This window comes from Limnovirga soli (genome assembly GCF_013106755.1).
Taxonomy (GTDB): Bacteria; Bacteroidota; Bacteroidia; order Chitinophagales; family Chitinophagaceae; genus Limnovirga; species Limnovirga soli.
The window spans coordinates 133,095-159,928 of record NZ_WHPF01000015.1; the positions used below are offsets into that span (position 1 = coordinate 133,095).

17 protein-coding genes are annotated in these 26,834 nt (G+C 39.3%); 10 read left to right on the forward strand and 7 right to left on the reverse strand.

All coding sequences use genetic code 11. The features are described 5' to 3' along the window. Nucleotides 1–24: 24 nt before the first annotated feature. The 5 genes from GD597_RS18760 to GD597_RS18780 form a co-directional block, all read right to left on the reverse strand. On the reverse strand, nt 25–447 hold the full coding sequence (locus tag GD597_RS18760; protein WP_171609445.1) for a QcrA and Rieske domain-containing protein: 423 nt from the start codon (nt 445–447) through the stop codon (nt 25–27). 182 nt (nt 448–629) lie between these two features. Continuing rightward, a complete protein-coding gene (locus GD597_RS18765; RefSeq protein WP_171609446.1) occupies nt 630–1,958 on the reverse strand; it encodes a porin family protein in 1,329 nt (442 codons plus the stop codon). Further along, nucleotides 1,946–2,521 (reverse strand): RNA polymerase sigma factor, encoded by a 576-nt coding sequence (locus GD597_RS18770; protein WP_171609447.1) that lies wholly within the window; start codon nt 2,519–2,521, stop codon nt 1,946–1,948. Before GD597_RS18770 ends, GD597_RS18765 begins: the two co-directional genes overlap by 13 nt. Before the next feature lie 428 nt (nt 2,522–2,949). Continuing rightward, entirely contained in the window at nt 2,950–3,231 is a 282-nt protein-coding gene (locus GD597_RS18775; RefSeq protein WP_171609448.1) for a hypothetical protein, read from the reverse strand. 266 nt (nt 3,232–3,497) lie between these two features. After that, nucleotides 3,498–3,779, reverse strand: a complete 282-nt coding sequence (locus tag GD597_RS18780; protein WP_171609449.1) for a hypothetical protein — start codon at nt 3,777–3,779, stop codon at nt 3,498–3,500. A gap of 403 nt (nt 3,780–4,182) precedes the next feature. On the opposite strand from GD597_RS18780, the gene GD597_RS18785 reads away from it, so the two are divergent. Continuing rightward, nucleotides 4,183–4,824 carry a 3-keto-disaccharide hydrolase gene (locus GD597_RS18785; RefSeq protein WP_171609450.1) on the forward strand — a complete coding sequence of 214 codons (642 nt, stop codon included), beginning with the start codon at nt 4,183–4,185 and terminating at the stop codon, nt 4,822–4,824. On the opposite strand, the gene GD597_RS18790 is transcribed toward GD597_RS18785, so the two are convergent. Further along, nucleotides 4,821–5,045, reverse strand: a complete 225-nt coding sequence (locus GD597_RS18790; protein ID WP_171609451.1) for a VF530 family protein — start codon at nt 5,043–5,045, stop codon at nt 4,821–4,823. The two genes, GD597_RS18785 and GD597_RS18790, sit on opposite strands and share 4 nt — an antisense overlap. 154 nt (nt 5,046–5,199) lie before the next feature. Here GD597_RS18790 and GD597_RS18795 point away from each other — a divergent pair, with 154 nt between their 5' ends. The 3 genes from GD597_RS18795 (at nt 5,200) to GD597_RS18805 (ending at nt 10,468) form a co-directional block, all read left to right on the forward strand. Further along, nucleotides 5,200–7,584 carry a M1 family metallopeptidase gene (locus GD597_RS18795; RefSeq protein ID WP_171609452.1) on the forward strand — a complete coding sequence of 795 codons (2,385 nt, stop codon included), beginning with the start codon at nt 5,200–5,202 and terminating at the stop codon, nt 7,582–7,584. Nucleotides 7,585–7,906: 322 nt separating this feature from the next. Next, nucleotides 7,907–9,817, forward strand: a complete 1,911-nt coding sequence (locus GD597_RS18800; protein WP_171609453.1) for a tetratricopeptide repeat-containing sensor histidine kinase — start codon at nt 7,907–7,909, stop codon at nt 9,815–9,817. A 24-nt stretch (nt 9,818–9,841) separates the two neighbouring features. Continuing rightward, complete coding sequence (locus GD597_RS18805) at nt 9,842–10,468, forward strand: response regulator transcription factor (protein WP_171609454.1); 627 nt, start codon at nt 9,842–9,844, stop codon at nt 10,466–10,468. A 190-nt stretch (nt 10,469–10,658) separates the two neighbouring features. Here GD597_RS18805 and GD597_RS18810 read toward each other — a convergent pair whose 3' ends face one another. Further along, the gene (locus GD597_RS18810; RefSeq protein ID WP_171609455.1) at nt 10,659–11,468 is read right to left on the reverse strand and encodes a LuxR C-terminal-related transcriptional regulator; all 810 of its coding nucleotides are present in this window, start codon (nt 11,466–11,468) and stop codon (nt 10,659–10,661) included. Nucleotides 11,469–11,643: 175 nt separating this feature from the next. Here GD597_RS18810 and GD597_RS18815 point away from each other — a divergent pair, with 175 nt between their 5' ends. The 6 genes from GD597_RS18815 to GD597_RS18840 all read left to right on the forward strand — a co-directional run bounded on the left by GD597_RS18815 (nt 11,644) and on the right by GD597_RS18840 (nt 26,710). Further along, on the forward strand, nt 11,644–12,990 hold the full coding sequence (locus GD597_RS18815; protein WP_171609456.1) for a LamG-like jellyroll fold domain-containing protein: 1,347 nt from the start codon (nt 11,644–11,646) through the stop codon (nt 12,988–12,990). 261 nt (nt 12,991–13,251) lie between these two features. After that, nucleotides 13,252–14,988, forward strand: coding sequence for a LamG-like jellyroll fold domain-containing protein (locus GD597_RS18820; protein ID WP_171609457.1), 1,737 nt, complete (start codon nt 13,252–13,254; stop codon nt 14,986–14,988). A gap of 220 nt (nt 14,989–15,208) precedes the next feature. Then, nucleotides 15,209–18,226 (forward strand): tail fiber domain-containing protein, encoded by a 3,018-nt coding sequence (locus GD597_RS18825; RefSeq protein WP_171609458.1) that lies wholly within the window; start codon nt 15,209–15,211, stop codon nt 18,224–18,226. A 212-nt stretch (nt 18,227–18,438) separates the two neighbouring features. Then, entirely contained in the window at nt 18,439–22,155 is a 3,717-nt protein-coding gene (locus GD597_RS18830) for a tail fiber domain-containing protein (protein WP_171609459.1), read from the forward strand. A 168-nt stretch (nt 22,156–22,323) separates the two neighbouring features. Beyond that, the gene (locus GD597_RS18835) at nt 22,324–26,103 is read left to right on the forward strand and encodes a hypothetical protein (RefSeq protein WP_171609460.1); all 3,780 of its coding nucleotides are present in this window, start codon (nt 22,324–22,326) and stop codon (nt 26,101–26,103) included. Between the two features lie 328 nt (nt 26,104–26,431). Then, nucleotides 26,432–26,710, forward strand: a complete 279-nt coding sequence (locus GD597_RS18840) for a hypothetical protein (protein ID WP_171609461.1) — start codon at nt 26,432–26,434, stop codon at nt 26,708–26,710. Nucleotides 26,711–26,834: the final 124 nt, after the last annotated feature.

The following is a 26,834-nucleotide window of genomic DNA, read 5'->3' on the forward strand; positions in this document are numbered from 1 at the left end:
TAAAACAGGAACCGTTACTTAAACTTATCCTACTGTAATGGTATTACCGTTAATAGTAATTTTAAATTTAGCCAATGCGGTGGCTGCCGGACCTTGCAATACGGCACCTGTAGAAGTAAACTCGCTGCCATGGCAGGGGCAAGCAAATTGTGAGCTTGACTGATCGTAAGCTACTGTACAACCCTGGTGTGTACAGGTAAGGCTAAGCGCTGAAAAATCGCTAACGGTATTACCTGCACCAGTACGAATAAGAATGGCACCTCCACCCTGTTTTGCACTGCCAATAGAAGCAAGTTCTGAAGATAAATCAGCCGTAATTAATGCGTTGCCACCAGTAGTTCCACCTGAGGGTGTGCCAGATGATTTTGAACATGAAGCAGCAACACCGGATATGCCTGCCACTAATGCAGCTGTACCAAACGAATTAAAAAAATCTCTCCTTTCCATAGTAATGTTTTATTTGTGTTTTAAAATATGTGCAACAGCCAGTCTTGTTGTTTGATACCCATACCATTATTCTAATGGCCTGCTTTGAATTATGGCCACTTGTAATAATTTGTATGTTGGTGTATTTATTTATAATCGCTTTTGCAGGTTTGTTGTAACAATTGGTTACAAACAAATCATAATCAGCGAAAAGATTTTGTGATACTAATATTTATACCCGTGCCAGACATAGGTAAATTTCCTGTGCCTATACCTCCCAGTGCAATTTTTAAGTAAGGCTCGGCCCTTACATTAAAACTGCTGCCTATTTTTCTTTCGTATCCGCCACCTATATTCAATACTGCAAAAAGTTTGTTGGATGATGGGTAATAAGTGCGATCCCTAAATTGATTTTGGCCATTTATATTCAAGATATACCCATAATATTCTTCTTTCATAAAATAGGCTGATGTACCCATATTTGCCAGCCATCTTCCTTTTTTAGTTTCGCCAACCGTATACCGCACATTTAATGGCACTTCCGTCATTTCGCATTTGCCATCAACCGATACAATGTCTTTATTTATAAGATAGGGCACATTGCTTTTATCAAAATAGGCGCCTTTGGTATAGTAATTTTTTTTGTCAAATAAATACCCGGTTTCAACGCTCCACTTATTATTTATTTGGTACCCGCCAATTATTCCATACGAGGTACCCACCGTAGAAGTGCGCTGCATTTTAATAAAACTCAGGTCTGGTGCAAATAATACTCCCACATAAAAGCCCGATTGCTTTTTATTTACTGAAATCGTTTTTTTTGCTGCTTTAGCCAAGGGTGCGGCAGGTGGTTCAATGCTATTTGTGTTCTTTTTTATGGCTGGTGTAATTGCTACACTATCTGTACGTTCAAAAGAAGCAATGCTTTTTTCCTCTGATAATGGAGATGCAGGAGCATTCAACATTGTATTAAGTGCAATTTTATCTGCATTCTCATTGTTTACAGGCAAGGTTGGTGTAGTAATTAGTCCAATTTCATTTTCTGATGCCGCATATACTGCGCTGCCATTGGCAGCAGACAGCATATTGGCAAAACTGCCAACATTGTTATTATTACTTACCTCAGTTAATTGCTTTTGTTGTGTTGTATAGGTATTGCCTATTTGCTTTGTATTGGTTGCAACAGATGCCCCAATGTTTTGAGCCTTTGAATGCGCTATTTCGGGTCTTTTATCCTCCATGGCTTTATCCTGTACACCTGGTTTAATGCGGTGCTGCGGTGCCGGTGCATTACCAAAATTTTGGGTCCACTCATAATGCCCTAACCAGCCCAATGGAATAAACAGCAGATACCAGAAAATAAAGCGGCGCTTTTTCTTTTTTTCGGGTATAAAAGCTGCTCCATCATCGGAAGATTCGTGCAATGCCTGTTCTATCCTGTTCCAGTCGTAGGCAGCATCAGTTTCCGGCTGAAGATTTTCAGCGGCTTCCCGAAACAAATCGTCCATATTATCGTGGTTCAGGTAAAACATAAAATATTACCTTTTTGATCTTTAATCAGAAATTTTTGTAAAAATGCCTTGGCTTTTGACAAATTAGACTTTGAAGTACCAGCCGAAATGCCCAGCATTCTTGCAATTTCCTGGTGAGAATACCCATCAATTACATGCAGGTTAAATACTACCCTGTATGCAGGGCTTAATTTTTTAATTAATCCCACCAATTCTTTATACATCAATTGATTATCTCCATCCTTTGTGGTATCTGCTTGTAACCATTCTGCATCGTCCAGGCCGGTAAATCCAATTGTTAAACTTTCTTTGCGTACATAGTCTATGGATACGTTAATAATAATTCTGCGCATCCAGCCCAGTAACATAGGCTCCAGTGCCTCCGAGTTTCTAATTTCAAATTTTGCTATACTCCTGAATATTTTTATAAAAGCATCATTTGCAGCATTGGCAGCATTATCATAGGTTCCAACATAACGAAGTGCAATCTTTAATGCATAGCCCAGATATTGCTCATACAATAGCTTTTGGCTTGCAGCTTCGTTTGCAGCACATCCTTTTAATATAGCTGATAGTTCTTTCAAATGATATCAAAAAAATTCAGTTTGCAAATCTTATATTATAGCAAACCTGTATTTGTGTACAAAGGTTGCCTTTGGTAAAAAAATTATTTTACCAAACATAAAAATTAAGAAAAATGTTTATATCTGGTATACACCAAGCTTTTGTAAGGGATTAGGAAGTATTAGCCAGGCAACAGAATGTACTTAGGCAGCCGTTGCGTCGCACACTTGTACAGCTTTCTGCCCCTCAGCTGTTTACAACAAACAGGTTCACCAATTTAAATCTGCCGATTACCTATACAATTTCTCATATTTCCTTTCAAATCAAAAATTGCCAGACAATACAATAGCGGTTACAAATAATTCCAAACGGTAATATGCGATAACAAAATAGTCTATGGTGTATTATTCACCATAGACTATTGTACTATCAAATAAATTGAAATATTCTATTTTCCCAGGTAGGTACCATCGTATGAATACCTTGCTGTCATTTTAACACCACCATACAGAAAAGTAACCTGATAAACGCCTTCGCCTTTTCTTGCCCATTTAAGTGTAGTTGCGCCAGGATACATAGCGTTATAAGAATCAACACATGCCTGTGGAATAGTTGTATTAGGACGTCCGGCTTGAATAAGTGTTGCAGCAGCATTTGCTGAAGTATAGTTTGCTGCAAATGAAGAACTCATGGTAATTAGTAAAGCGGCGGCCAGGATAACTTTTTTCATAAAAATTTTTTTGTTTGTTTGTTTAATTTTTTTTCGGAGAACAGTTACTCGCTGTAAGCCTTTGTTCAACCGGTACATATTATAGTAGCTACCAAAATGAAGAATGTAACCACTGTTCTAAAAAATTTGATCATTTTTCTTTGAGATGTATTCTAACAGCACATCTTAATCAATCAGATTACACTTAACCCACCAATGATGAAAAAGTCCATGGCAAATTATTGCCATGGACTTTTTCATCATCATTTAACTAAAAACGGAAAAATTTATTTTCCCAGGTAGGTACCATCGTATGAATACCTTGCTGTCATTTTTTCACCACCATACAGAAAAGTAACCTGATAAACGCCTTCGCCTTTTCTGGCCCATTTAAGCGTAGTTGCACCCGGATACATGGCATTATATGAATTAACACAAGCCTGTGGAATAGTTGTATTAGGACGTCCGGCTTGAATAAGTGTTGCAGCAGCATTTGCTGAAGTATAGTTTGCTGCAAATGAAGAACTCATAGTAATTAGTAAAGCGGCGGCCAGGATAACTTTTTTCATAAAATTTTTTTTGTTGTTTGTTTAATTTTTTTTCGGAGAACAGTTACTTGTTATAAGCCTTTGTTCAACCGGTACATATTATAGTAGCAGCCATGAATGAGGTTGTAACCATTGGTTTTATATATTTATTATGCTAATACCTTCTACGGTTTTGTGCTTAAATACAACTGTATTTTGATGCCACAAGGGAGGAACCCTGAACCGAGCGTGGCAAGTAAAGCCTGATTCTTAACCTGCAGTTTGCTACATAAAAAACACAACACCTGTAAAATTTGGCCTAAATAGGCTTTCATTGCCTCAAAAAATACAATTAAAGCCCGCAGCTGGTTTTTTCTACATTAAATCCTGCTAAAGCAGTAGCTTCATAAGGTAAATAAGATTGAACGAACGCTAAATAATGTGTATGAAAAAAATACTGTTGCTGGCAGGGATAGTTACCTGCCTTATCTTTTTATCCTCGGCAAAACCGGCAGGTAAACAAGGTTGGATTTCTTTATTTGATGGGAAATCGCTTAAAGACTGGAAAGTGGGTAGTAACGCTGCTACATTCTCAGTAGATAGCGGGATGATAATTGTGCATGGCTCAACGGCGCATTTATTTTATGATGGCGAGGTAAAAAACCATATGTTTAAAAATTTTGAATTTAAGGCTGATGTTAAAACCATGCCTGGCTCAAATTCGGGTATTTATTTTCATACAGTGTATCAGGAAAGCAGCTGGCCCGAAAAAGGATATGAAGTACAGGTAAATAATTCTCATGGCGACTGGAGAAGAACAGGCAGCCTTTATGGCATTCAGGATGTAAAGGAAGTGTATGTAAAAGATAATGAATGGTATACCGAGTATATTAAAGTAGAAGGCAAAAGGGTTATTATAAAAATTAATGATAAAACAGTTGTGGATTATACTGAGCCCGACAATGTGCAACGCGACCCCGATGATGTACAAAGGGTTATTTCAAGCGGCACTTTTGCCTTACAAGGCCACGACCCAAAGAGCATTGTTTATTTTAAAAACATCATGGTAAAACCATTGGCGGATTAATTGTTGTTATAGGGCAGAATGGAGATATAGAGATCTTCCACTTTTTTACGGGCCCATGGCGTTTTGCGCAAAAAGGTTAGGCTGGATTTAATACTGGGATTGCTGTTAAAACAGTTGATATTAATAATGCTGCCCAGTTCATTCCATCCAAAATGTGCCACCAGGGTTTTTACAATATTTTCTAAAGTAATGCCATGCAGGGGATCTTTTGATATTGCCATTGGTTATTGTATAAAGTGGTAAACCTTAATAGGTGTAAAAATAAATCAATTTTCCTCAAAGCCTATTACCTGCAGTTGAACTATTCCACCGCACCTCAATGGCATTCTTTTTTTAGTTAACTTCCAAACTTCATTTATTCTTATAAATTATTGTATGAAATATACACTCTTATTGCTGCTTTGTATCACCACTTTACATGCTGTGGCTCAAAATATTCAAAACAATCCGGGCTCTAACCATGGTAATAAATTTGAACAGTTGGGTACCATATTACCTACGCCAAATGAATACCGTACCGCCAGCGGCGCACCCGGCGATAAATACTGGCAGCAAAGAGCTGATTACAATATAAAATGTAAGCTGGATGAAAATAAACTGGTTTTAACAGGATCTGAAACAATTACTTACTATAATAATTCTCCTGACAAGCTGGACTATTTGTGGATTCAGCTGGACGAGAACGAACATAGCTCTGTTAACAATGCAGGTTATGAAGATACTGCCATATTATCCAGCGATATGGCCATGGCACAACTGGAAAAAATTGAAGAACAACAAACTGATAACGGATATGGTGATATTATTACAAAACTCACTGATGCAACCGGTAAGCCACTGAATTATATTATTAATAAAACCATGATGCGTATTGATTTGGATGTACCGATGAAACCCGGTGCTACCATAGTATTAAAAATAGACTGGCATTACCGAATACCAGAAAGAATAAACCATTTTGCAGGAACCAGGGGTGGGTATGAATATTTTTCAGAAGATGGCAATGCCCTTTTTACTATTGCCCAATGGTATCCCAGGCTTTGTGTTTACAGCGATTTTCAGGGCTGGCAAAACCACCAGTTTACCGGCCGCGGAGAGTTTGCCCTTACTTTTGGCAATTTTACCGTAGAAATGACGGTGCCTGCCGATCATATTGTTGGCGCAACCGGCGAATGCAGTAATTACCAACAAGTGCTTAGTCCAACCCAATATAGCCGCTGGCAGCAGGCACAAAAAGCTACAGAGCCCTTGCAAATTGTAACACTGGCCGATGCACAAAAAGCAGAAATGCAAAAAAGCACTGCTACAAAAACATGGATATTCAAAGCCAATATGGTGCGTGATTTTGCGTGGACATCCTCCCGTAAATTTATTTGGGATGCAATGCCCGCTTTTGTAGAAGGCAAGAAAGTAATGTGCATGAGTTTTTATGGTAAAGAAGCCTATAACCTGTATAGTAAATTTTCTACCAAACTGGTGGCGCATACTATAAAAACCTATTCTCATTTTACCATTCCATACCCTTACCCGGTAGCACAAAGTGTAGAAGCTGCCAATGGAATGGAATACCCCATGATTTGCTTTAACCCCGGCCGCACAGAAAAAGACGGCACCTACAGCGAAGCCACCAAAAACTGGATGGTAATGGTAGTAATACACGAAGTAGGCCATAACTTTTTCCCCATGGTGGTGAACAGCGATGAAAGACAATGGAGCTGGATGGATGAAGGCCTTAACAGCTTTTGCCAATACCTTACCGAGGAATTATATGATAACCGTTATGCTACCAAACGCGGCCCCGCATTTCTGATAACAGATTATATGAAATTGCCTAAAAGCGAGCTGGAGCCCATTATGACCAATAGCGAAAACATAGCCCAATTTGGCCCCAATGCCTATGCCAAACCCGCCACTGCATTAAACATACTGCGCGAAACCGTTATGGGCCGGCAACTATTTGATTTTGCATTTAAAAAATACGCCCAGCGCTGGGCATTTAAACACCCAACACCAGCAGATTTATTCAGAACCATGGAAGATGCCAGTGCCGAGGATTTAGACTGGTTTTGGCGTGGCTGGTTTTATAGTATAGACCCCTGCGATATTGCTTTAGACAGCGTTAAAGCCTTCAAGTTAGATGCAACTGCCAAAACCAAAATCCTGTATAACGATCCCGAAGTAAACAGCATGGGTATGAAAAAAATAGATGCCCCCATAGTGCATGCATTTGAAGATATTTCTAAAATAAGAAACCGTACTGATAAAAATATACAGTTCTTAACAGACAAGGATACCAGCCTGCGTGATTTTTACTGGAAGTACGACCGCGGACTGGAGCCTTACGATGCTAATTTTAGCTATAAAGCCACCCCGGTACTGGAAGATATTACCGCAGCCGAAAAACAGCAGTTCGCCAACAAATACCTGTACCAGTTAAGCTTTAGCAATAAAGGTGGTTTGGTAATGCCCATTATTGTTGAATTTACTTTTACTGATGGTACAAAAGCGCTAAACCACATTCCTGCACAGGTATGGCGCAAAAATGAAAATGCAGTAAGCAAAGTGTTTATCACCGTTAAAGAAGTGGCATCTATACAAATTGACCCCATGAAAGAAACTGCCGATATAGACGAAACCAATAATAACTGGCCCAAATTATCTGCCCCTTCCCGATTTACTATTTACAGGGAAAAATCGCAGGCTTTTGGCCAAACTGAAGGGGTTAGTCCAATGCAAAAAGCGGTACAAAAAAATAAATAGCCTTAGGCTACTATGTAGAATTATTTACCCGGCAACAGGTAATAAATATAGCTGCCGTTGCGTCGCACACTTGTACAGTTAGATACTTTGTGCAGCAAACAAAAGAAAAATATTTTATACCGCTAAGGCATACTGGTAACAAAGGCTGAAATTACCTGCCCTATATGTTGTATTTTAATTAAACCGGCTGTTAAAAGCCCCATTATTTGCTACAGTACAAGTGTGCGACGCAAGTAAAGATGCCATAGTAATTTGTTGCCCGGCCCAATACAATCAAAATGCTGTAATAGTATATATTTTATAAATTCATACACATTTTACTATGCATATGTTTAATGGCAAACGGTATATCACATTTCTTTTATTTGCACTGCTATTTTGTACCGGTAAAAATTTACAGGCACAACAAAATGCAAACTATAGTTCCATTTTTACCGCAGGTGAAGCAAAATGGTTTAAAAGAGAATTACCCGCAGCCATACAGTTACTGCAATTATACATCAGCAAAACAGGCGCTGCAACTGATAGCAATGATATTATAAATGCCAACGACCTGCTGGCCAATATTTATCTTACCAAATCCAATTATGATAGTGCACTTTATTTCTCCGCTAAGTGTATGGAAGCTTTAAATAAAATAAGCAATAAAAGGCTATTGCCAAATTACTATCAAACAAAAGCAAGGATCTATAATCAGCTGGGCGAAATGGAAAATACCATTCTGTATTTTTCAATAGCCGACAGTTTGTATGCAATTGCCACTGAAAAAATTTTAAGAGATCAAGGCGTATATACTGCAGCCGCACTGGGCAGTATTTTCCAGGAGCAGCACCAGTATGAAAAATCGGCGGAGTATTATCAGCTGGCTGTTCAAAGAGCTGCTAATCAGCCAACCAGATGCCCATTATTACAAAGCCTGGAAGCATTAGCTAATTTGTATATAGACCAAAAAGAATATGCAAAAGCAACACCCATTTTTTACACAAAGCTTTTTACTGAACCAGACACAAGCGATTATTGCCACGTGTATGCATACGCATATCTTGATATGGGAGATATACACAGCCACAAAGGCAATGCGGATAGCGCTTATTTCTATTATCAAAAAGCAATTGGTTTATTTTATAGTAGCAGTGAATATTATAAATTAGATGCCGCCTATATAAGGTTGGCAACAATCAATTTTAAAAAGGGAAACATTACAGCAGCCAAACAGTTTTGCGATAGTACTTTAGAATGGGCTTACCGCAATAATAATCTGAAACAGGCAATAGATTGTTACCAGCTTTTGGCAGACATATCCATTCAACAAAATCAATTTGAAAGCGCCGTATTATACCTGCAGAAAAAAGAAAAATGCAGCGATAGTTTACTCAATTTAAAAAACCTGGAAGCCAGTAACAACCTTTACATAATTAATAAAGTAAAGGAAAAAGATCAGTCAATTGCTGCACTTAATTTTACAAATAATTTAAACCAGGATTTAATAAAAAAAAGAGAAACTATTAATTATTTATTGGCAGGGCTATTAGTGGTATTGCTGGTATTATTTACCATTTATTTAAACAGGTTAAGGCTTAAAAGGCAACTGGACAAACAAAACGCTGTGGCACAGGAAAGGGAACGTATTATTGCCGACCTGCACGATGATATTGGCGCCACCCTTAGCAGTATGCATATTTATGGTGATCTTGCCCAGCAGGTATGGTTTACACAGCCTGAGGCAAGTAAAGACATGGTGGCAAAAATAACTGTGCAGTCTAAAGAATTAATGACAAGAATGGGCGATATCATATGGAGTATGAAGCCCCCCGATGAGGAAAAACATTCATTTACAGCAAGGCTTAAAAACTATAGTAACGAATTACTGGCTGCAAAAAATATTGAATGTGAGTTTAATATAGATGAAACACTAAGCAAGAAAATTATACGTCCGCAGGTACGCAGAAACATATTGTTAATTGCCAAAGAAGCCATGAACAATATTGCAAAATACAGCCATGCAACAACAGCCACTGTAGTGCTCACCCGGCAAAATGAAACCTTATTACTTACTATTAGTGATAATGGTATAGGGTATCATACAGAAAATACAATACCAGGTAACGGCCTAAATAATATACAACGGCGTTGCCGGCAATTAAATGGGGGTTGCAGTATACAATCCATTCCAGGCAGTGGGGTTACTATTGATTGTACATTTCCTATAGCTACAATTAGCCATACCCTTTAAATTATATACTTCTATTTTTGTTATATGGTACGAGTATCGGTATATGATGATAATAAAGCAAGGCGCGAAAGCCTGGAGGCGTTTTTGCAATTATCGCCGGGTTTATTTTTTGCCGGTGGCTTTGAAAACTGTACCCATATTCTTACCAATATACAATCCGCTGAACCCGATTTAATTCTCATGGATATTGAAATGCCTGAAACAGATGGCATTAGCGGGGTACTACAGGTCAAAAAAAATTACCCCCATATAAAAATAATAATGCAAACCGCATTTGATGATGATGATAAAGTTTTTGCAGCCATACAGGCAGGGGCAGAAGGCTATATTTTAAAAAACGCCTCAATAGTACAGCTATCACAAAGTATTGATGAAGTAATGAATGGTGGCGCCAGTATGAGCCCTTCTATTGCCTTAAAAGTAATGCGCTATTTTAGTACACAAGCACAACCTAACAATTATCACCTTACCCTCAAAGAAACCGAAGTATTAAAACATCTGTCAAAAGGCCTTAGTTATAAAATGATTGCCGATCAAATGGGCATTAGCTATTTCACGGTAAATAATCATGTAAAAAAAATCTACGAAAAACTTCAGGTACATTCACTTGGCGAGGCAGTAGCAATGGCACACAAAAATAAATTGGTATAAGTTGTTGGACCGGGCATAAATCATCTGGCAGCATTTCTTGCGTCGCACTCTTGTGCTGCATCAGGCAGGGCAGCTTATTAAACAGCCCAATACAAATGTATTTTTGGTTACAGCTATTGTAGGCATTTGATAACCGAAACAGCATCTACTCCTATTTAAATACTCCTTTTACTTTATAAAAAAGTTGTAGTTAAATAAACCCATTATTTATACCGTAAGCAACCAGCTCGCCTGTAGACTTTGTATTGGTTTTATGCAATAAATTCTGCCGGTGATTATCAATAGTTTTAATGGCTATATTAAACTCACCGGCTATTTGTTTACTGCTATAGCCTGCAGCCAGATAACGCAACACTTCCAATTCACGTGGCGAAATTTTAGGCAAATCCTCATTAGATTTAGATAAATTTCCGCCATCCAAACAAAGAAACTGCTGGCAGCTATCATCTGATGTATCAAGAATACTCATCATAGCCATTCCATCCTTTTTAATATGCGAAATATCCGTAAGTAGAGTAAGCCCATAATTTATTCGCCCATCGGTATCCAACAATGTATCTGCGTATTGCACCATTACCCATCTATATATACCTGCCGCATTTTTAAAACGTAAATAAACTGTTGCGTGAACATGGGGTTTTCGCTCCATTGATAGATTGGTAAAATAATTAACCCAATAGGTACTAAACGCAAACATATGTGTAAGGTCTTCCGGATGTGTGTGTTTGAAAATTAATTCCGGAGAACTACCAACAAGCTCCCTTTCTTTTATGCCTGTCATTTGTTCCAGCATACCACCTGCTGCATGCACCACCCATTGTACAGGGTCTGCAATAAACCAAAAGTAATTGCCAATAGCCAGTTTTTTAAAATGTGTAATGGTAGGTGCAAATAAGGCAATGGGATCCTCAGACACCGATACAATCCGGGAAGCACCAAAAGTTAACCGGAGATCTTCCTCTTTCACCGGACTTAATAAGGTGTAGTTAAAATGCATCATAAAAAATTTATAGGGATAAATACCTATTGCTGTGGCTATAAAAGCACAATATGTTTGTTCGTAAAAATACCAAGTGCCGCGCTATCAATCTATGGCTACATCTAGCTATAGTGCCGTTGCTAACCTGCAAGTAGTTTTATAAACCCCTTTCTTCAAACCAAAACAAACAGAATTTATGAAAAAAGTATTACTCTTAACTGCAGGATTATTTCTAAACCAGTTGATTTTTGCACAAACTCCAGTTGCTTTTTATCCTTTTAATGGCAATGCCAACGATGTAAGCGGCAACAACTTGAATGGCAGTATTATAGGTGCTCCTGTTTTTACAACCGATAGGTTTGGCAATGCAAACAGCGCAATATCATTTAACGGCAATACCGCAAACCGTGTAGAAGTTGCAGACAATGTATTGCTACATCCTGCAAGCATAACTATTGCCGCCTGGATATTCCTTAATAACAACTCTGGGTTGCAAACCTTCATAGATAAACCTTTGTCGCCTTGCATTAACGATTCCTGGCATTTTGGAGCACTAAACGCTGATTATTCTACATGGATTTCAAGAACTACATCCTGTGGCGATTTCGCACAGGTAACAACACCTTTATCAATAAATACATGGATTCATGTTGCCGCGACGGCAGACCCCGTTAGTGGACAGTTGAAGTTGTACATAAACGGCATTTTGGTGAATACATCTGAATACTCTGGTGCAATACCCTATGATAACAATGTTATGTTTTTTGGCGCCGCACTTGAAAACAATAGCCTTGCTTTTCCTATGAACGGTTCCATTGACGAAGTGAAAATTTACAACACTGCTTTAACGGCTGCACAGGTAAATGATCTGTATAATAATTTTGAAGTCTGCAACAACATAGATGATGATGGCGACGGGCTGATTGACGAAACCTGTATACCTACTGTTTCTATAGCTAATAAAAGTATAACTGAGGGTAACAGCGATACTACAGATATGAAATTTGCTGTAACATTGAACCACCCTTACGATAGCACTGTTTCTGTACGCTATAAAACAGCAAATATAACTGCCACCGCAGGTAGCGACTATCTGCCGGCAAATAAAGTGCTAAGATTTAGTCCCGGTCAGGTAAGAAAAAATATCACCATCAGTGTATTGGGAGATATAATACCAGAACCCAACGAACAGTTTAATGTAATCCTTAGCAATCCCGTAAACACCATACTGGGCGCAGCTGACACTGCATTAGGTATTATTCGAAATGATGATGTGGCTTTTGCAATCACATCAACATCTGTTGATGAATTAAAAAATATCGGTGTAAGAATTTCACCAAATCCTGCAAAAGACCAGTTACATATAACGGGGTTAACCGTAGGCACACTAATACAAGTGATGGATTTACAAGGTAGGGTATTGTTGAAACAAAATGTAAGCAACAATGCACCTGTAAATATTTCAACACTTACACCCGGCTTATATATGCTACGGTATGCAGAGCACAATACCTATAAAACAATAAAGTTTATAAAAGAATAAAAATGTAAAATACAGCCGGGACGTATTTATATGTAACCGGCTGTATTACTTACAGCATCTACGTTGCGTCGCACTCTTGTACTTTGGGATAATTCTATTGGGCTTTATAGAAGCGAAGGCCGTTGGCGGGACGCCAACAGCTGCGAAAACGATTGCTCATGTATTACAAAACTGTATAGATACATTAAGTTATTGCCCCGTTGCTAACCTGCTGATAGTTTTATATACCCTCTTTTTTTCAAACCAAAACAAACAGAATTTATGAAAAAAGTATTATTCTTAACTGCAGGCTTATATCTAAGCCTTGCATTAAATGCACAGTCGCAAAACTTACCTGGTAGCGGCAATGCCTTAAACTTTGATGGGGTAGACGACCATGTAACAATAAATGCCTATGCTGTTCCAACTACCGGAGACTTTACTGTTGACCTTTGGGTATTTAACAGGAATAATACAGAGGGCTTTCGTGAATTTATTTCTCAGGGTGCAAGTGGAGATGCATTTTATATTGGTACTACCAATTTAACGGGAATCATAAGATTAGGTGACACCTGGCAAAACACCGGTATTTTAATGCCCCTGAATAAATGGACGCATCTCTGTGTTGTAAAGTCCGCCACCAATGGCTTTTTATACATGAATGGCATACTTGTTTCATCAATCTCTAATTATGCAATTAGTGCTGCCGGAACCACAACATTGATTGGCAAGCAATATGGCGGGATATCAGAATTTCCAAATGCTATAATTGATGAGGTACGTATTTGGAATATAGCCCTTAGCCAAACGCAAATACGTGAACGAATGTGTCGGAAAATGCCCAATAACGATGCCTTATTCAGTACACTTACTGCCTACTATAATTTTGATGAAAGCACTAGTACAACTGTATTTGACGCAACTGCCAATAATAATAACGGCACGCTTATCAATGGACTTGCAAGGGTAACTAGCGCTGCACCAATTGGCAATGCTAGCGCTAATAATTATGTAACAACTGGATTGCCATCCACTAGCCTTTCTTTTCCTGCTCAGGATAATTTATCAATAGCAGTAAACTCAGGAACTTATTCTGGTACTGCAGGCGTGCATCTATTTCGCGTAGACGAACAACCGAATACCACCAATGGCATAGAAGGTGTGGGTAATAACAATAGGTATTTCGGTGTATTCACCGCTAATATCAACAGCCCTCAAATTACTACAGTATACAATTATACCGGCAACCCTTTCATTGCCACAGAGCCTACCATGCGCTTATTTAGCAGATCCGATAATGCGGCTTCGGTTTGGGGTATTACTTCAGCTACGCAAAACCTAACATCTAATACATTTACACTTACCGGTGATAATGCGGAGTATATCTTAGGTAGTATTGGAACCGTAATACCTACCATTTCTATAGCCAATAAAAGTTTAGCCGAGGACAATACAGATACCACAGACATGAAGTTTACAGTAACACTAAACCGCCCTTATGACAGTACAATTTCAGTGCGCTATAAAACAGCAAATATAACTGCCACCGCAGGTAGCGACTATGTACCTATAAATAAAGTACTAAGATTTAGTCCCGGTCAGGTAAGAAAAAACATCGCCATCAGCGTATTGGGAGATATAACACCAGAACCCAACGAACAGTTTAATGTAATCCTTAGCAATCCGGTAAACACCATACTGGGCGCAGCTGATACAGCACTGGGTATCATTCGAAATGACGATGCGGCTTTTGCAATTGTATCAAATGGGGTTGATGATTTAAAAAATATCGGTGTAAGAATTTCACCAAATCCTGCAAAAGACATACTTCAAATATCAGGTTTCAATACTGATAAAAATAGCATAGTAATCACTGATTTACAAGGTAGAATTATGCTTCAACAATCCATTGGCCGCGGCAGTACAACTGTAAATATTGCCCATTTAAGTGCAGGTATTTATTTGCTAACTTATACCAATGGTGGAGCTTACAAATCAATAAAAATTTTAAAGCAATAAAAAAGTTTTAGCCAGGCAGTAGATCCAATGGCAGCTTTACTTGCGTCGCACACTTGTACTTCAGAATCAAAGCTCAAGCTACAAGTTTACTTTACCTATGATAATAACAGGTTATAGAAGGGTGCTTTTGTTTAAGAAAATCACAAACATTAATCTATGCCAGTAGCAATATAGCCAGCAAAAGAAGGTAAATAACAAAATGCATACAAAATCACTTATAATGAAATACAAAATATGGCTTCCTCTACTGTTGTTATTAACTGTACAACAGAGTAAAGCACAAAATATTTTTCCAGCAGCAGGCAGGGCTGGTATCTACACTACTAATCCATCAGCAACGCTACAGGTAAAAGGTGGAGCCAGGTTTGGCGCCAGCAATGCTAACTATATTAATATAGATAGTGCAACAGGTAACCTCTCATTTAATGGTAGTAGCCAGTACCGTGTAGGTGGTAACCAGTATGCATTTGCTTTTTCAGGCAACCCCAATTATGGTTTGTATTTCAATCAAACAAATGTGCGATACGAGTTCAGGAACAATGCGGCTGCACCATCTTTTTATGTAGGAGCAGATGATGGCAATGGTGTATTTACAGGTGGGGTAAGGGTAGGCAACAGCAACAGTGCCGTGGCTGGTAATATTCGTTGGGCCAATGGAGACTTCCAGGGCTATAATGGCACCGCCTGGGTTTCTTTAACTGGTAGCGGAGCCAGTAATGGAGCAGATAAAAGTTTAGGTAATCTTATAGCACCCACCGCATTAAATGTTGATCTGTTACCCAACGCAACCAATACAATCAGTCTTGGTTCTACTACTTTTCGATATGAAGATGTGCATTTGTTTAATCTTAAGTTTTCCAATGGCACAACGCAAACTACTGCCTTTACGCCCTATAATGCAGGAGACGGCATTAGTATAAGCAGTAATTCCATTGCTAATACAGCGCCAGATCAAACTGTAGTATTAAACCCTGGCACAGGTATTAGTGTAGGTGGTACTTACCCCAATTTTACAATAGCCTCCACACTTACAGGTTCTCAATGGGCAACTGGTACAGACAATATTTCTTATACTGTTGGCAACGTGGGTATTGGTACTACTACCCCGCAGGCAAAGTTGGAAATTGTTAATGGTGACGCTAAAATAAACGGAATCACAATTGGAAGAGGGAATGGAATTGGAGGTAATTTGAATACAGCATTTGGCGTAACTGCCTTGGTTTCCAACACTACAGGCTCCTTTAATACTGCAACAGGTTTTGCCGCCATGCAATTAAATAGTTCAGGCTCCAATAATACTGCAAACGGGTACGCCGCCTTGTTTAAAAATTCTACTGGGAGTAGTAATGCCGCTGTAGGAGTAGGTGCGCTTTTTGAAAACACAACGGGCAAGTCCAATAGTGCATTTGGGGTTAATGCGCTCAGTTTTAATACAACCGGCAATACAAATGTAGCATTTGGGGTAGCGGCATTATTTAGTAATTCATCTGGCCGTTCAAATGTGGCTATTGGTGTTGATGCTTTGCGAAGCAATACCACAGGTAATAACCAGGTAGCCATTGGCGATTCTGCCTTATATAATCAAAGCGGCGGTGCTGGGCAAAATATAGCATTAGGCTCAAAGTCCCTGTTTGCAAATACTTCCGGCAGTAGAAATACTGCAACCGGCTTTAATGCAATGTTTTCTAACACTACAGGTTTTCTCAATGTTGCAAATGGTTACAATGCTTTGTTTTCAAACACTATAGGTGTTTTCAACGTTGCAACCGGCAGCGGTGCATTGGAATCAAATACCACCGGACATTCAAATGTCGCAAACGGCAAGGATGCATTGTTTTCAAACTCAACTGGCTACTTTAATGTTGCAAACGGTAGTGGTTCATTGGCTTCAAATTCAACTGGTTATTCCAATGTTGCCACTGGCAGCGGTGCATTATTTTCAAACACAACCGGTTTTTCAAATGTTGCATATGGCATTAATTCCCTCCTCAGTAATCAAACAGGCAGTAATTTAGTAGCTATTGGAGACTCTGCCTTGCTTAACCAAAACGGGGGCAATGGGTTTAATACAGCAGTAGGCTCAAAAGCTTTGTTTGCAAACATTACAGGCCAGGAAAATACAGCAACCGGCTACAATGCCTTACTTAACAATACCGGTAATTTTAATACTGCATTTGGTACCAATGCGCTGGTAAATAATACTACTGGTATATCTAATGTTGGCATAGGTACCAATGCAATAATAGCCAATAGCACAGGAGGCAATAATACAGCTATTGGTGTTAATGCACTTAATATAAATGCCACCGGCAGCAATAACACCGCCATTGGCCGCAGTGCCAATGTATCTGTTGGAAATTTAACCAATGCTACAGCTGTTGGTAATGGCGCCATTACTGATGCAAGTAACAAAATTCGCTTCGGCAATACGGCAGTTACCTCAATTGGTGGACAAGTAAGCTATACCACTTTCAGTGATGGGCGTTTTAAACAAAACATTAAAGAAGAAACCCACGGACTTGATTTTATTAAAAAACTTAAACCTGTTTCTTATAACTATAACGTAAACAGCATTGATAATTTCTGGGGCATAAAAGAAAGCACAGAAGACAAAGCAAATGCTGATGTACAAAAAGCAAAAGCTGTACAACTTAAGAAAAGATACACCGGCTTTCTTGCACAGGATGTAGACAAAGCTGCACAAAGTGTTGGATACGATTTTAGTGGAATTGATAAACCCGAAGACGACAGTAAAAGTACCTGGGGCCTGCGCTACAGCGATTTTGTTGTGCCATTGGTAAATGCAGTACAGGAGCTATCAAAACAAAATGATGAACTATTCAAAAAGAATGATGAACTATCTAAACAAAACGATTATTTACAGCAGCAGATAGAAGAAATAAAAAGAATGATTACAGCAAACAGCAACGCAATGCCTGAAAACACAACAACACAGCAGGCCGTATTAAGCAGCATAGATGCATCGCTATCGCAGAACATTCCTAACCCTTTCAATAACTATACAGTTATCAGGTACCAGGTGCCTCAGCAATCAAAACAGGCTGTAATAAATATTACTGCCGCAGATGGTAAAATAGTTAAGTTGATTAATCTATCTGCAAAAAACAATGGCCAGTTGAATTTGCAAACCTCAGAACTGGCCGCAGGTACTTATCGTTATTCATTAATTGTGGATGGCAAATTAATTGACACCAAAACAATGGTGCTCATAAAATAAATGGCTGCCAATGGTATTCTTATCTGCTGTACCTAACAACTGCAATATGTGACATTCCATTGAATCATTTCGATTTGATCATTATTGCCACTGTGTAAAAGTCAGTCCTATTTCAACCGGAAAAATCTAGACAACTGGGGATGATTGTAGCAATGGAGCCTTTAAACCTAATAATATATTAATTAAGAAAATATACCTAAAAATCAATTTAAATGAAATACAAAATTTGCCTTCCGCTCCTTTTGTTGATAACCGTAAACCAAATTAATGCACAAAATATTTTTCCTCCCGCAGGCAGGGCTGGCATATACACCACAAATCCATCAGCAACGCTACAGGTAAAAGGTGGCGCCAGATTTGGCTTCTCCAATGCCAACTATCTCAATATAGATAGTGCAACCGGTAACCTCTCGTTTAATGGCAGCAGCCAATACCGTGTAGGCGGTAATCAGTATGCCTTTGCATTTGCTGGTAACCCCAATTATGGTTTGTATTTTAATCAAACAAATGTGCGGTACGAGTTTAGAAACAATGCAGCTGCTCCTTCTTTTTACGTTGGTGCCGATGATGGTAATGGCGTATTTACCGGTGGCGTAAGGGTGGGCAACAGCAACAGCGCCGTGGCTGGTAATATACGTTGGGCCAATGGAGACTTTCAGGGCTATAACGGCACCGCCTGGGTTTCTTTAACTGGTAGCGGAGCTAGTAATGGAGCAGATAAAAGTTTAAGTAATCTTATTGCACCCACGGCATTAAATGTTGATCTGCTACCCAATGTAACCAATACAATCAGTCTTGGGGCTGCGTCTTTACGTTATAAAGATGTGCATTTGTACAATGTAAAATTTGCAGATGGCAGTACGCAAACAACTGCTTTTACCCCTTATATTGCAGGAAATGGCATAAACATCAGCGGTAACACTGTTGCCAATATAGCGCCAGATCAAATTGTAGTATTAAACCCTGGCACAGGTATTAACATAGGTGGCGCTTATCCCAATTTTACTATAGCCTCAACACTTACAGGTTCTCAATGGGCAACTGGTACAGATAATATTTCTTATACTGCCGGCAACGTGGGTATTGGTACTACTACCCCACAGGCAAAGTTGGAAATTGTTAATGGTGACGCTAGAATCAACGGAATCACAATTGGAAGAGGGAATGGAATTGGAGGCGATTTGAATACAGCATTTGGAGCATCAGCATTGTTTGCTAATACTACCGGCTCCTTTAATACTGCAACTGGTTTTCATACACTATTTGCAAACAGCACCGGATTTGGTAATGTAGCCAATGGTTATAATGCATTAGCCTCAAACACTACAGGTGAAAATAATACAGCAACCGGTAGTAATGCATTAAGCGCAAATACAACAGGTAGGGAGAATGTGGCAAATGGCATAAATACCCTTGCATCAAATATTACAGGATATGGAAACGTTGCTATTGGAGATAATGCATTATTTAAAAATACAACAGGTGCATATAACGTTGCAAACGGTGCACGTGCATTATATTCAAACACCACCGGATTTGCAAATATTGCTATTGGAGTTAACGCATTAAGTGCCAATACCATTGGTACAGGCAATATTGCCAACGGCAATAGTGCCTTATATGAAAATATCTCTGGAAACGATAATATTGCACATGGCACAAGTGCATTAACTTCAAACACCACGGGTTCAAATAATGTTGCCTATGGCAATAATGCATTGGGGGAAAACATATCCGGTTTCTCTAATGTAGCCATTGGCACCAGCGCGTTAAGATTTAATACAGAAGGAAGCAACCAGGTAGCCATTGGCGATTCTGCTTTATTTAATCAAAACAGTGGTTCTAGCAGAAATACTGCCCTAGGCTCAAAAGCCCTATTTACAAATACCAGCGGCTTCCGAAATACTGCAGCTGGCTATAATGCCATGTTCTTAAATACCACCGGTTCTAACAATGTTGCATATGGCAGTAATTCATTGGTCGCAAACACCACAGGATCAGCGAATGTAGCCATTGGAAGCAATGCAATGTTATCAAACAGCACAGGTTTATCCAATACTGCGATTGGGAATAGTACTTTGTTTTCTAACACTACAGGTTCAAACAATGTTGCAAATGGCGCTAGTACTTTGGTTTTAAACACTACAGGTTCAAACAATGTTGCAAATGGCAGAGATGCCATGTTTTCAAACACCACAGGTTTTTCAAATGTTACAGCTGGCATTAGTGCGCTTCACGATAATCAAACAGGTAGTAACCTGGTAGCTATTGGCGATTCTGCCTTATATAATCAAAACGGAGGTGCTGGGCAAAATACTGCACTAGGCTCAAAGGCCCTGTTTGCAAATACTTCCGGCAGTAGAAATACTGCAACCGGCTTTAATGCAATGTTTTCAAATACCACTGGGCAATCCAACGTTGCAAATGGCAGCAATGCCATGTTTTTAAACACCACAGGATCTAGCAATGTTGCCAATGGTAATAGTGCTTTGTTTTTAAACACTACAGGTTCATCCAATACTGCAATTGGCAACAGTACTATGCTTTCAAATACAACCGGCTCCTCTAATGTCGCAATTGGTAGCAGTGCATTGGTTTCAAACTCAACTGGTTCATTCAATGTTGCAAACGGCATCGGTGCTTTGCTAAACAACACAACCGGTTTTTCAAATGTTGCAACTGGCATTAATGCGCTTCGCAATAATCAAACAGGCAATAATTTAGTAGCCATTGGAGACTCTGCCATGCTTAACCAAAACGGGGGCAATGGATTTAATACAGCTGTAGGCTCAAAAGCTTTGTTTGCAAACATTACCGGCCAGGAAAATACAGCAACCGGCTACAATGCTTTACTTAACAATACCGGTAATTTTAATACTGCATTTGGTACCAGTGCACTGGTAAATAATACTACTGGTATATCTAATGTTGGCATAGGTACCAATGCAATAATAGCCAATACCACAGGAGCCAATAATACAGCTATTGGTGTTAATGCACTTAATATAAATGCTACCGGCAGCAATAACACCGCCATTGGCCGCAGTGCCAATGTATCAGTTGGAAATTTAACCAATGCTACCGCTGTTGGTAATGGCGCTATTACTGATGCAAGTAACAAAATTCGTTTCGGCAATACGGCTGTTACCTCCATTGGTGGACAGGTAAGCTATACCACCTTTAGCGATGGCCGTTTTAAACAAAACATTAAAGAAGAAACCCACGGCCTTGATTTTATTAAAAAACTTAAACCTGTTTCTTACAACTATAATGTAAACAGCATTGATAATTTCTGGGGCATAAAAGAAACCACAGAAGACAAAGCAAATGCTGATGTACAAAAAGCAAAAGCTGCACAACTTAAGAAACGTTATTCCGGCTTTCTTGCACAGGATGTAGACAAAGCAGCAAAAAGTGTTGGATATGATTTTAGTGGAATTGATAAACCCGAAGACGACAGTAAAAGCACCTGGGGCCTGCGCTACAGCGATTTTGTTGTGCCATTGGTAAAAGCTGTACAGGAGCTATCAGCAGAAAATGATGCATTATCCTCTGCGAACAAAGAACTTAAAAACAGGTTGGATAAAATTGAACAACTCCTCCTTGTAAATACCAATACGGCAATACCTCAACAAACAGTTGTTTTATCTTCCCCCGCAACACAGCCCAACAATGCTGTACTTTATCAAAATGCACCAAATCCATTTAAAGCACAAACAACCATTCAATATTTTCTACCGCAGCAGGCAACAACAGCCTATTTGCAAATAAGCACCTCAGATGGAAAATTGATAAAACAAATTACGTTAACCGCCAGGGGTAAAGGACAGGTAAATCTGCAAACGGCGCAACTGGCTGCAGGTACCTACCGCTATAGCCTTATCATGAATGGGCAATTAATTGATACCAAAACAATGGTATTACAATAACCATTTCATCGTATAAGTATGTACCTGGCTGCAAAGCAACTGGCAACACCGCTTGCGTCGCACACTTGTACAGCATACCAATACCGGGCAAAAAAGCTAAAAATAGTTGTTTAAATCTGTTGCCTCTATTATCTCATCTATCGACTATCACACTATAAACACCACTCTATGGACAAGAAAGAATTACAAAAACTCGTTAAGAAAGAATTTCTAAGTATTCCGTTAGGCGATTTATTAGAAAAGAGCCCATCAGTATTAGCTGATGTATCAGAAAAGCAGGCAAACACGCTTAAACATTTAAAAATAAATAACCTATACGATCTCGGTCTTTCAGATATTTTTCAAAATGCCCGATACATCACCAGCATCAGTAATAAAGACCTAAAAGCAAAAGCTGGTTTACTGCCGGATGATATGGTGGATGAAAAAAACATATTAGGTACACTAACTGAATTAAAGTTTCGTGAGCCTGCCATACTTACTGGTATTGGCAATGCTATAGCCGGCTTATTAAAAAGCGATTTTGGATTTAAAAAAATAGAAGACCTCGCCAAATGGCAACCCTATTACGCTGCTAGAATAATTGTAAATGAACACCTCGGTATAAATACAGCTTCAAACAGTTCAACAACCAAAAATGAACCAGCAACAGTTCCGGTCCAAACTGCTATTATTACGTCAAAAGCAGCACCTGCCGATCCCGAAGCTCCACAGGAATTAGTACCCAAAATGGGCGAATACCCGGTAGAAGTGGTGTATTATGATACTGTGGTAATGACGGATGCTCCAAAAAGAAGAGCAGCCCTTCAACCCTTAAGCGGAAGAGTAAGTTTGAACTATGATGACAGAAGTATGGGGTATGATGAGCCTGGTTTCGGAGCCATCCTTACATTTAAGCAAAGCTGGTTTGCACAAGGAATTACCTTGGGTAGCCTGATAAAAAGTATTGCACTGGCACCCGGAGAAAGTACAAAGATTGCTGTTATTGACTGGCAACGTAAAACGACAGGTACAACAGCAGAAATTGTAACTCAGAAAGAAGAGTTAGAAAACTCGCAAACACAAAAGAGGGCCATTGCAGAAGTTGCTGGTGCAACTGCATCAGAAATACAGGCTGGAACTTCTATGACAGGAAGCATCAGCACATCTAGTAATATTGCAGTAGCTGGTGGGGGAATGGTTGGCCCGGTGCTTACAGGAGGAACTGTAAGTGGTTCTTTAAATACCACTGCTGCAAGTTCTGTTTCTGCCACTGCGGGGCAAAGGGATATTTCTTCTTCTATGCAGCAAAACATTAATAACTCAACACAGCAAAATTCATTTTCCTCAAGAAATAAACGCTCTTCTATTGTTTCAGAAGTATCACAGTCTGAATCTGAAACCATAACAACCCGAAGTATTACGAATTACAATCACATGCATGCACTTACCATACAATACTGGCAGGTGGTGCAGTCTTTTACTACCGAATTACAAATTGACAGATATAAGCGTTGCATTTTTGTACCGATGGATATTATAAACTTTATTGATGAAAGAGTAATCAATAAGTTTAAGTCAGTTTTGTATAACACCGCCCGTTCGCAGTATATAAAAGATTTAATTTTTACTACAAACAGCTTCGTGAATGTTGAACAGGTAGCGAAGCATATTTATGAAAGCATAGAACTGCCGCCTGCCGCTGATGATAAGGCTAGTAAGCTATTACGCCTTAAGGCAATTCATAATAGAATTAATGATCAGAATTCACGTAAGGGAGCATTTCTTAGTTTCAGTGTAAATACCGGGCTTGTAACAGACTTTCAGCCAAATCTTGTAACAGCAGATCATCATGAAAATTCTAAATGGAAAATGTCTTCAAATTCCTCTTTGGTAAATGTTGATGGGATGGGTGGAATAGGAGACGAAATGATTGAGAAGATAAATATTGTTAAGGAGGATGGCAGTATTATAGCGATTACAAAAAATAATATAGGAACCAATTATAACAAAAATGGAATTAATCCGGCTATCCCAGAACCAATAGCATTAAGCTCTGTTGCTTCTATAAATGTGGAATGTAAGCAATCTCATACCCAATTTGGCGCTACTATAAATTTCAATTTTAATGTTAGCGGTAACTTTTATGCTTTTATGCCTATTGATTTTCTTATACCGCCAGATACAAGCAAAATTGAACTTTTAAAGTTTAAGTCAACTGTAAAAACTAATGAACTCGGGGTCCTCTTAAACGAGGATGCACTCTACTATAGCCAACAGATCTGGATGAATATGGATCCCAATTTTCTATCTATGCAATTAAGCCCCTATAAAGTAACAGTCGGAGCCGGATCTGCTACTAAAAGAGAGGTAAGCCTTACTGAATATATTGACCCCAAACCCATTGCAGTTATGGGAAATTGTTTAGCATTTATATTTCATGACAATGAAGATACTAAATGGATAAAATGGCAAGAAGACAATATTGATAAAGAAGAAATAAGCCGTCAAAAAGTAGCTTTACCCACCGATGGTATTTTCGGTGAAGCAGTCCTCGGTCGCTTTAACTCTGCAGAAAAATTAGATATGACCCGCTTCTGGAACTGGCAGGATTCCCCAATACCTTTTGCCGCACCGGAAATTGCAGCCATACAAGCAGGCCAGCACCAGGTAGATGGTGCTCCAACCACTGGTAACCTAAACCCTTCCGTATTAAGCATTCAGGCCCCACAGGCGTTACCAGACCCAACCGGCATGCAGGGCGTATTGCAGGCCATTACTGCGGCTAATTTATTCCGTGACATGAGCGGTATTGCACAAACATCCGCCCTTGCCCAAAGTGCATTAAATGCATCTTCTACCGGCGCTATTGCTGCAGGTAATCAGGCAGGCGCCAACATGGCCACATTCGCCAATTTCCAGGTAGAAATGGCAAAAATTGCTGCATCACTTGCTCCTATGCTGTTGGGCTTGCCACCATTGCCAACACCTGCTACCAATACTATCTCAGGCGGAGGTGCCGCCTTAAATGCAGCCAAATCATTGGATACTCAACAATCCACACCTGGTTTGGATAGTGGCATTTCCCCTGAATCATTCCTAAGAACTACAGCCCCTAACCAGCAAAAAGTGCTGGATAAAATAACTGGAACTACATCTTCATCAGCCCCCATTTCACTACCGTCACCTACTTCAGGGGCTTCATCTAACGAACGGGATAGGGTGGTTACTGCAGTTCCCGAATCAAAACAAATAGACGATATATTAAATAATGCAGCAGCTTCTCCGGCAGGTGCTTTATCAACAAGCGATGAGCAGAAAATAGTGCAGTTGATGAAAGATGATTATAACAAAAATATCAAACCAGCTATCCCTGCTGCCGCCTCAGATTTTGAAAAATTAAAACCTGAACTCAAAAAGCTGCTAAGCTGGATGGCAAAAGCAGAAGCAACAGGCATAGATGATGCTTTGATAAACGAAAGAACCGAAGGATTGGGCCTCGCCAAACAAGCCATGTTTACTTCCCTGAATAATGCAATTGACAGGGCAAAACAAAATAATGATATTAAGCAGGTACGCTTATCATTTGATATTGCAGGCAATGCACAGCTATTGGGTTTTGACGGAGCCAACGATGGCTTTTCGCCTGATATTATCCAGTCAAATTTAAACCTGTCTTTACTCATAAATACCAATTTTGATGCAGGCATAACTAACGGTCAGGAACGGTTGCTGAAAATAAATGTGCTGCTTAAGATCGATAATAATAGCGGCACCCCAATCGATGGTATTGCTGTAGGCGTATCTGTTACCGGTGGTACAGCGCTGCCCTTTGGAACAGGCCACACCAACGAATTTGGGAATTTTAACTGCAATATTCAATGCACAGATCGCTCCATTTTTGCAATCGAAGGGCAGGCCGATGGAGGACTTCCCGAGCTTCTGAAAAACTTTACAGTAGCATTATAAATTGTACAATAAGAAAATGCTTTCCGGGACCATATGTATAAACCGGAAAGCATTTTTTTGTGGGCCCGGCAACAAATCATTTATTGGGCAGCCGTTGCGTCGCACACTTGTACGGTTGAGTACTTTGTGCAGCTAAAAAACCAAAAAGGCAATCCCAGATTTTACCAAATAAATTTATAGATACAGCCTAGGTAGTTGTTATTGTATAAAAATTAAAAATAAAAAACGGCGGCTGGTTACATTATTGCTTTTGGCTGCAACTATGTATAAATGGGCACAATAAAAACATTATTCCCCATAAACATATTTTAAAAGTCAAACAAAAGTTATGAAAAAAATCATTTTCGCACTAGTTCTGTTAGTAAGCGTTAGCGCAGTATCTGCCAATCAATACCAAAGTGCAGTAGAAAAAGTTACCATAGAAACCCGTAAAACGGCCAGATATGTACCACCACCGGTATTGGCTTCCTATAACGCCATGTACCCCGGCGCTACTACCATTCGCTGGACATGGAAAGACCATACTTTTTATCAGGTTAAATTTATTTATAATGGCGAAACCATGACTGCCAGCTACTTGTCTGACGGTACTTATGTTGGTAAATAATTAAGCCCCGAATTTTGTAAAACCCAGTATATAAAAAGGGCAGCCGTTTGTAACAGGCTGCCCTTTTGTGTTTATGCTACGCCAAAACATTTATTGTACAAAAAGCTGCATATACAACCCAAAC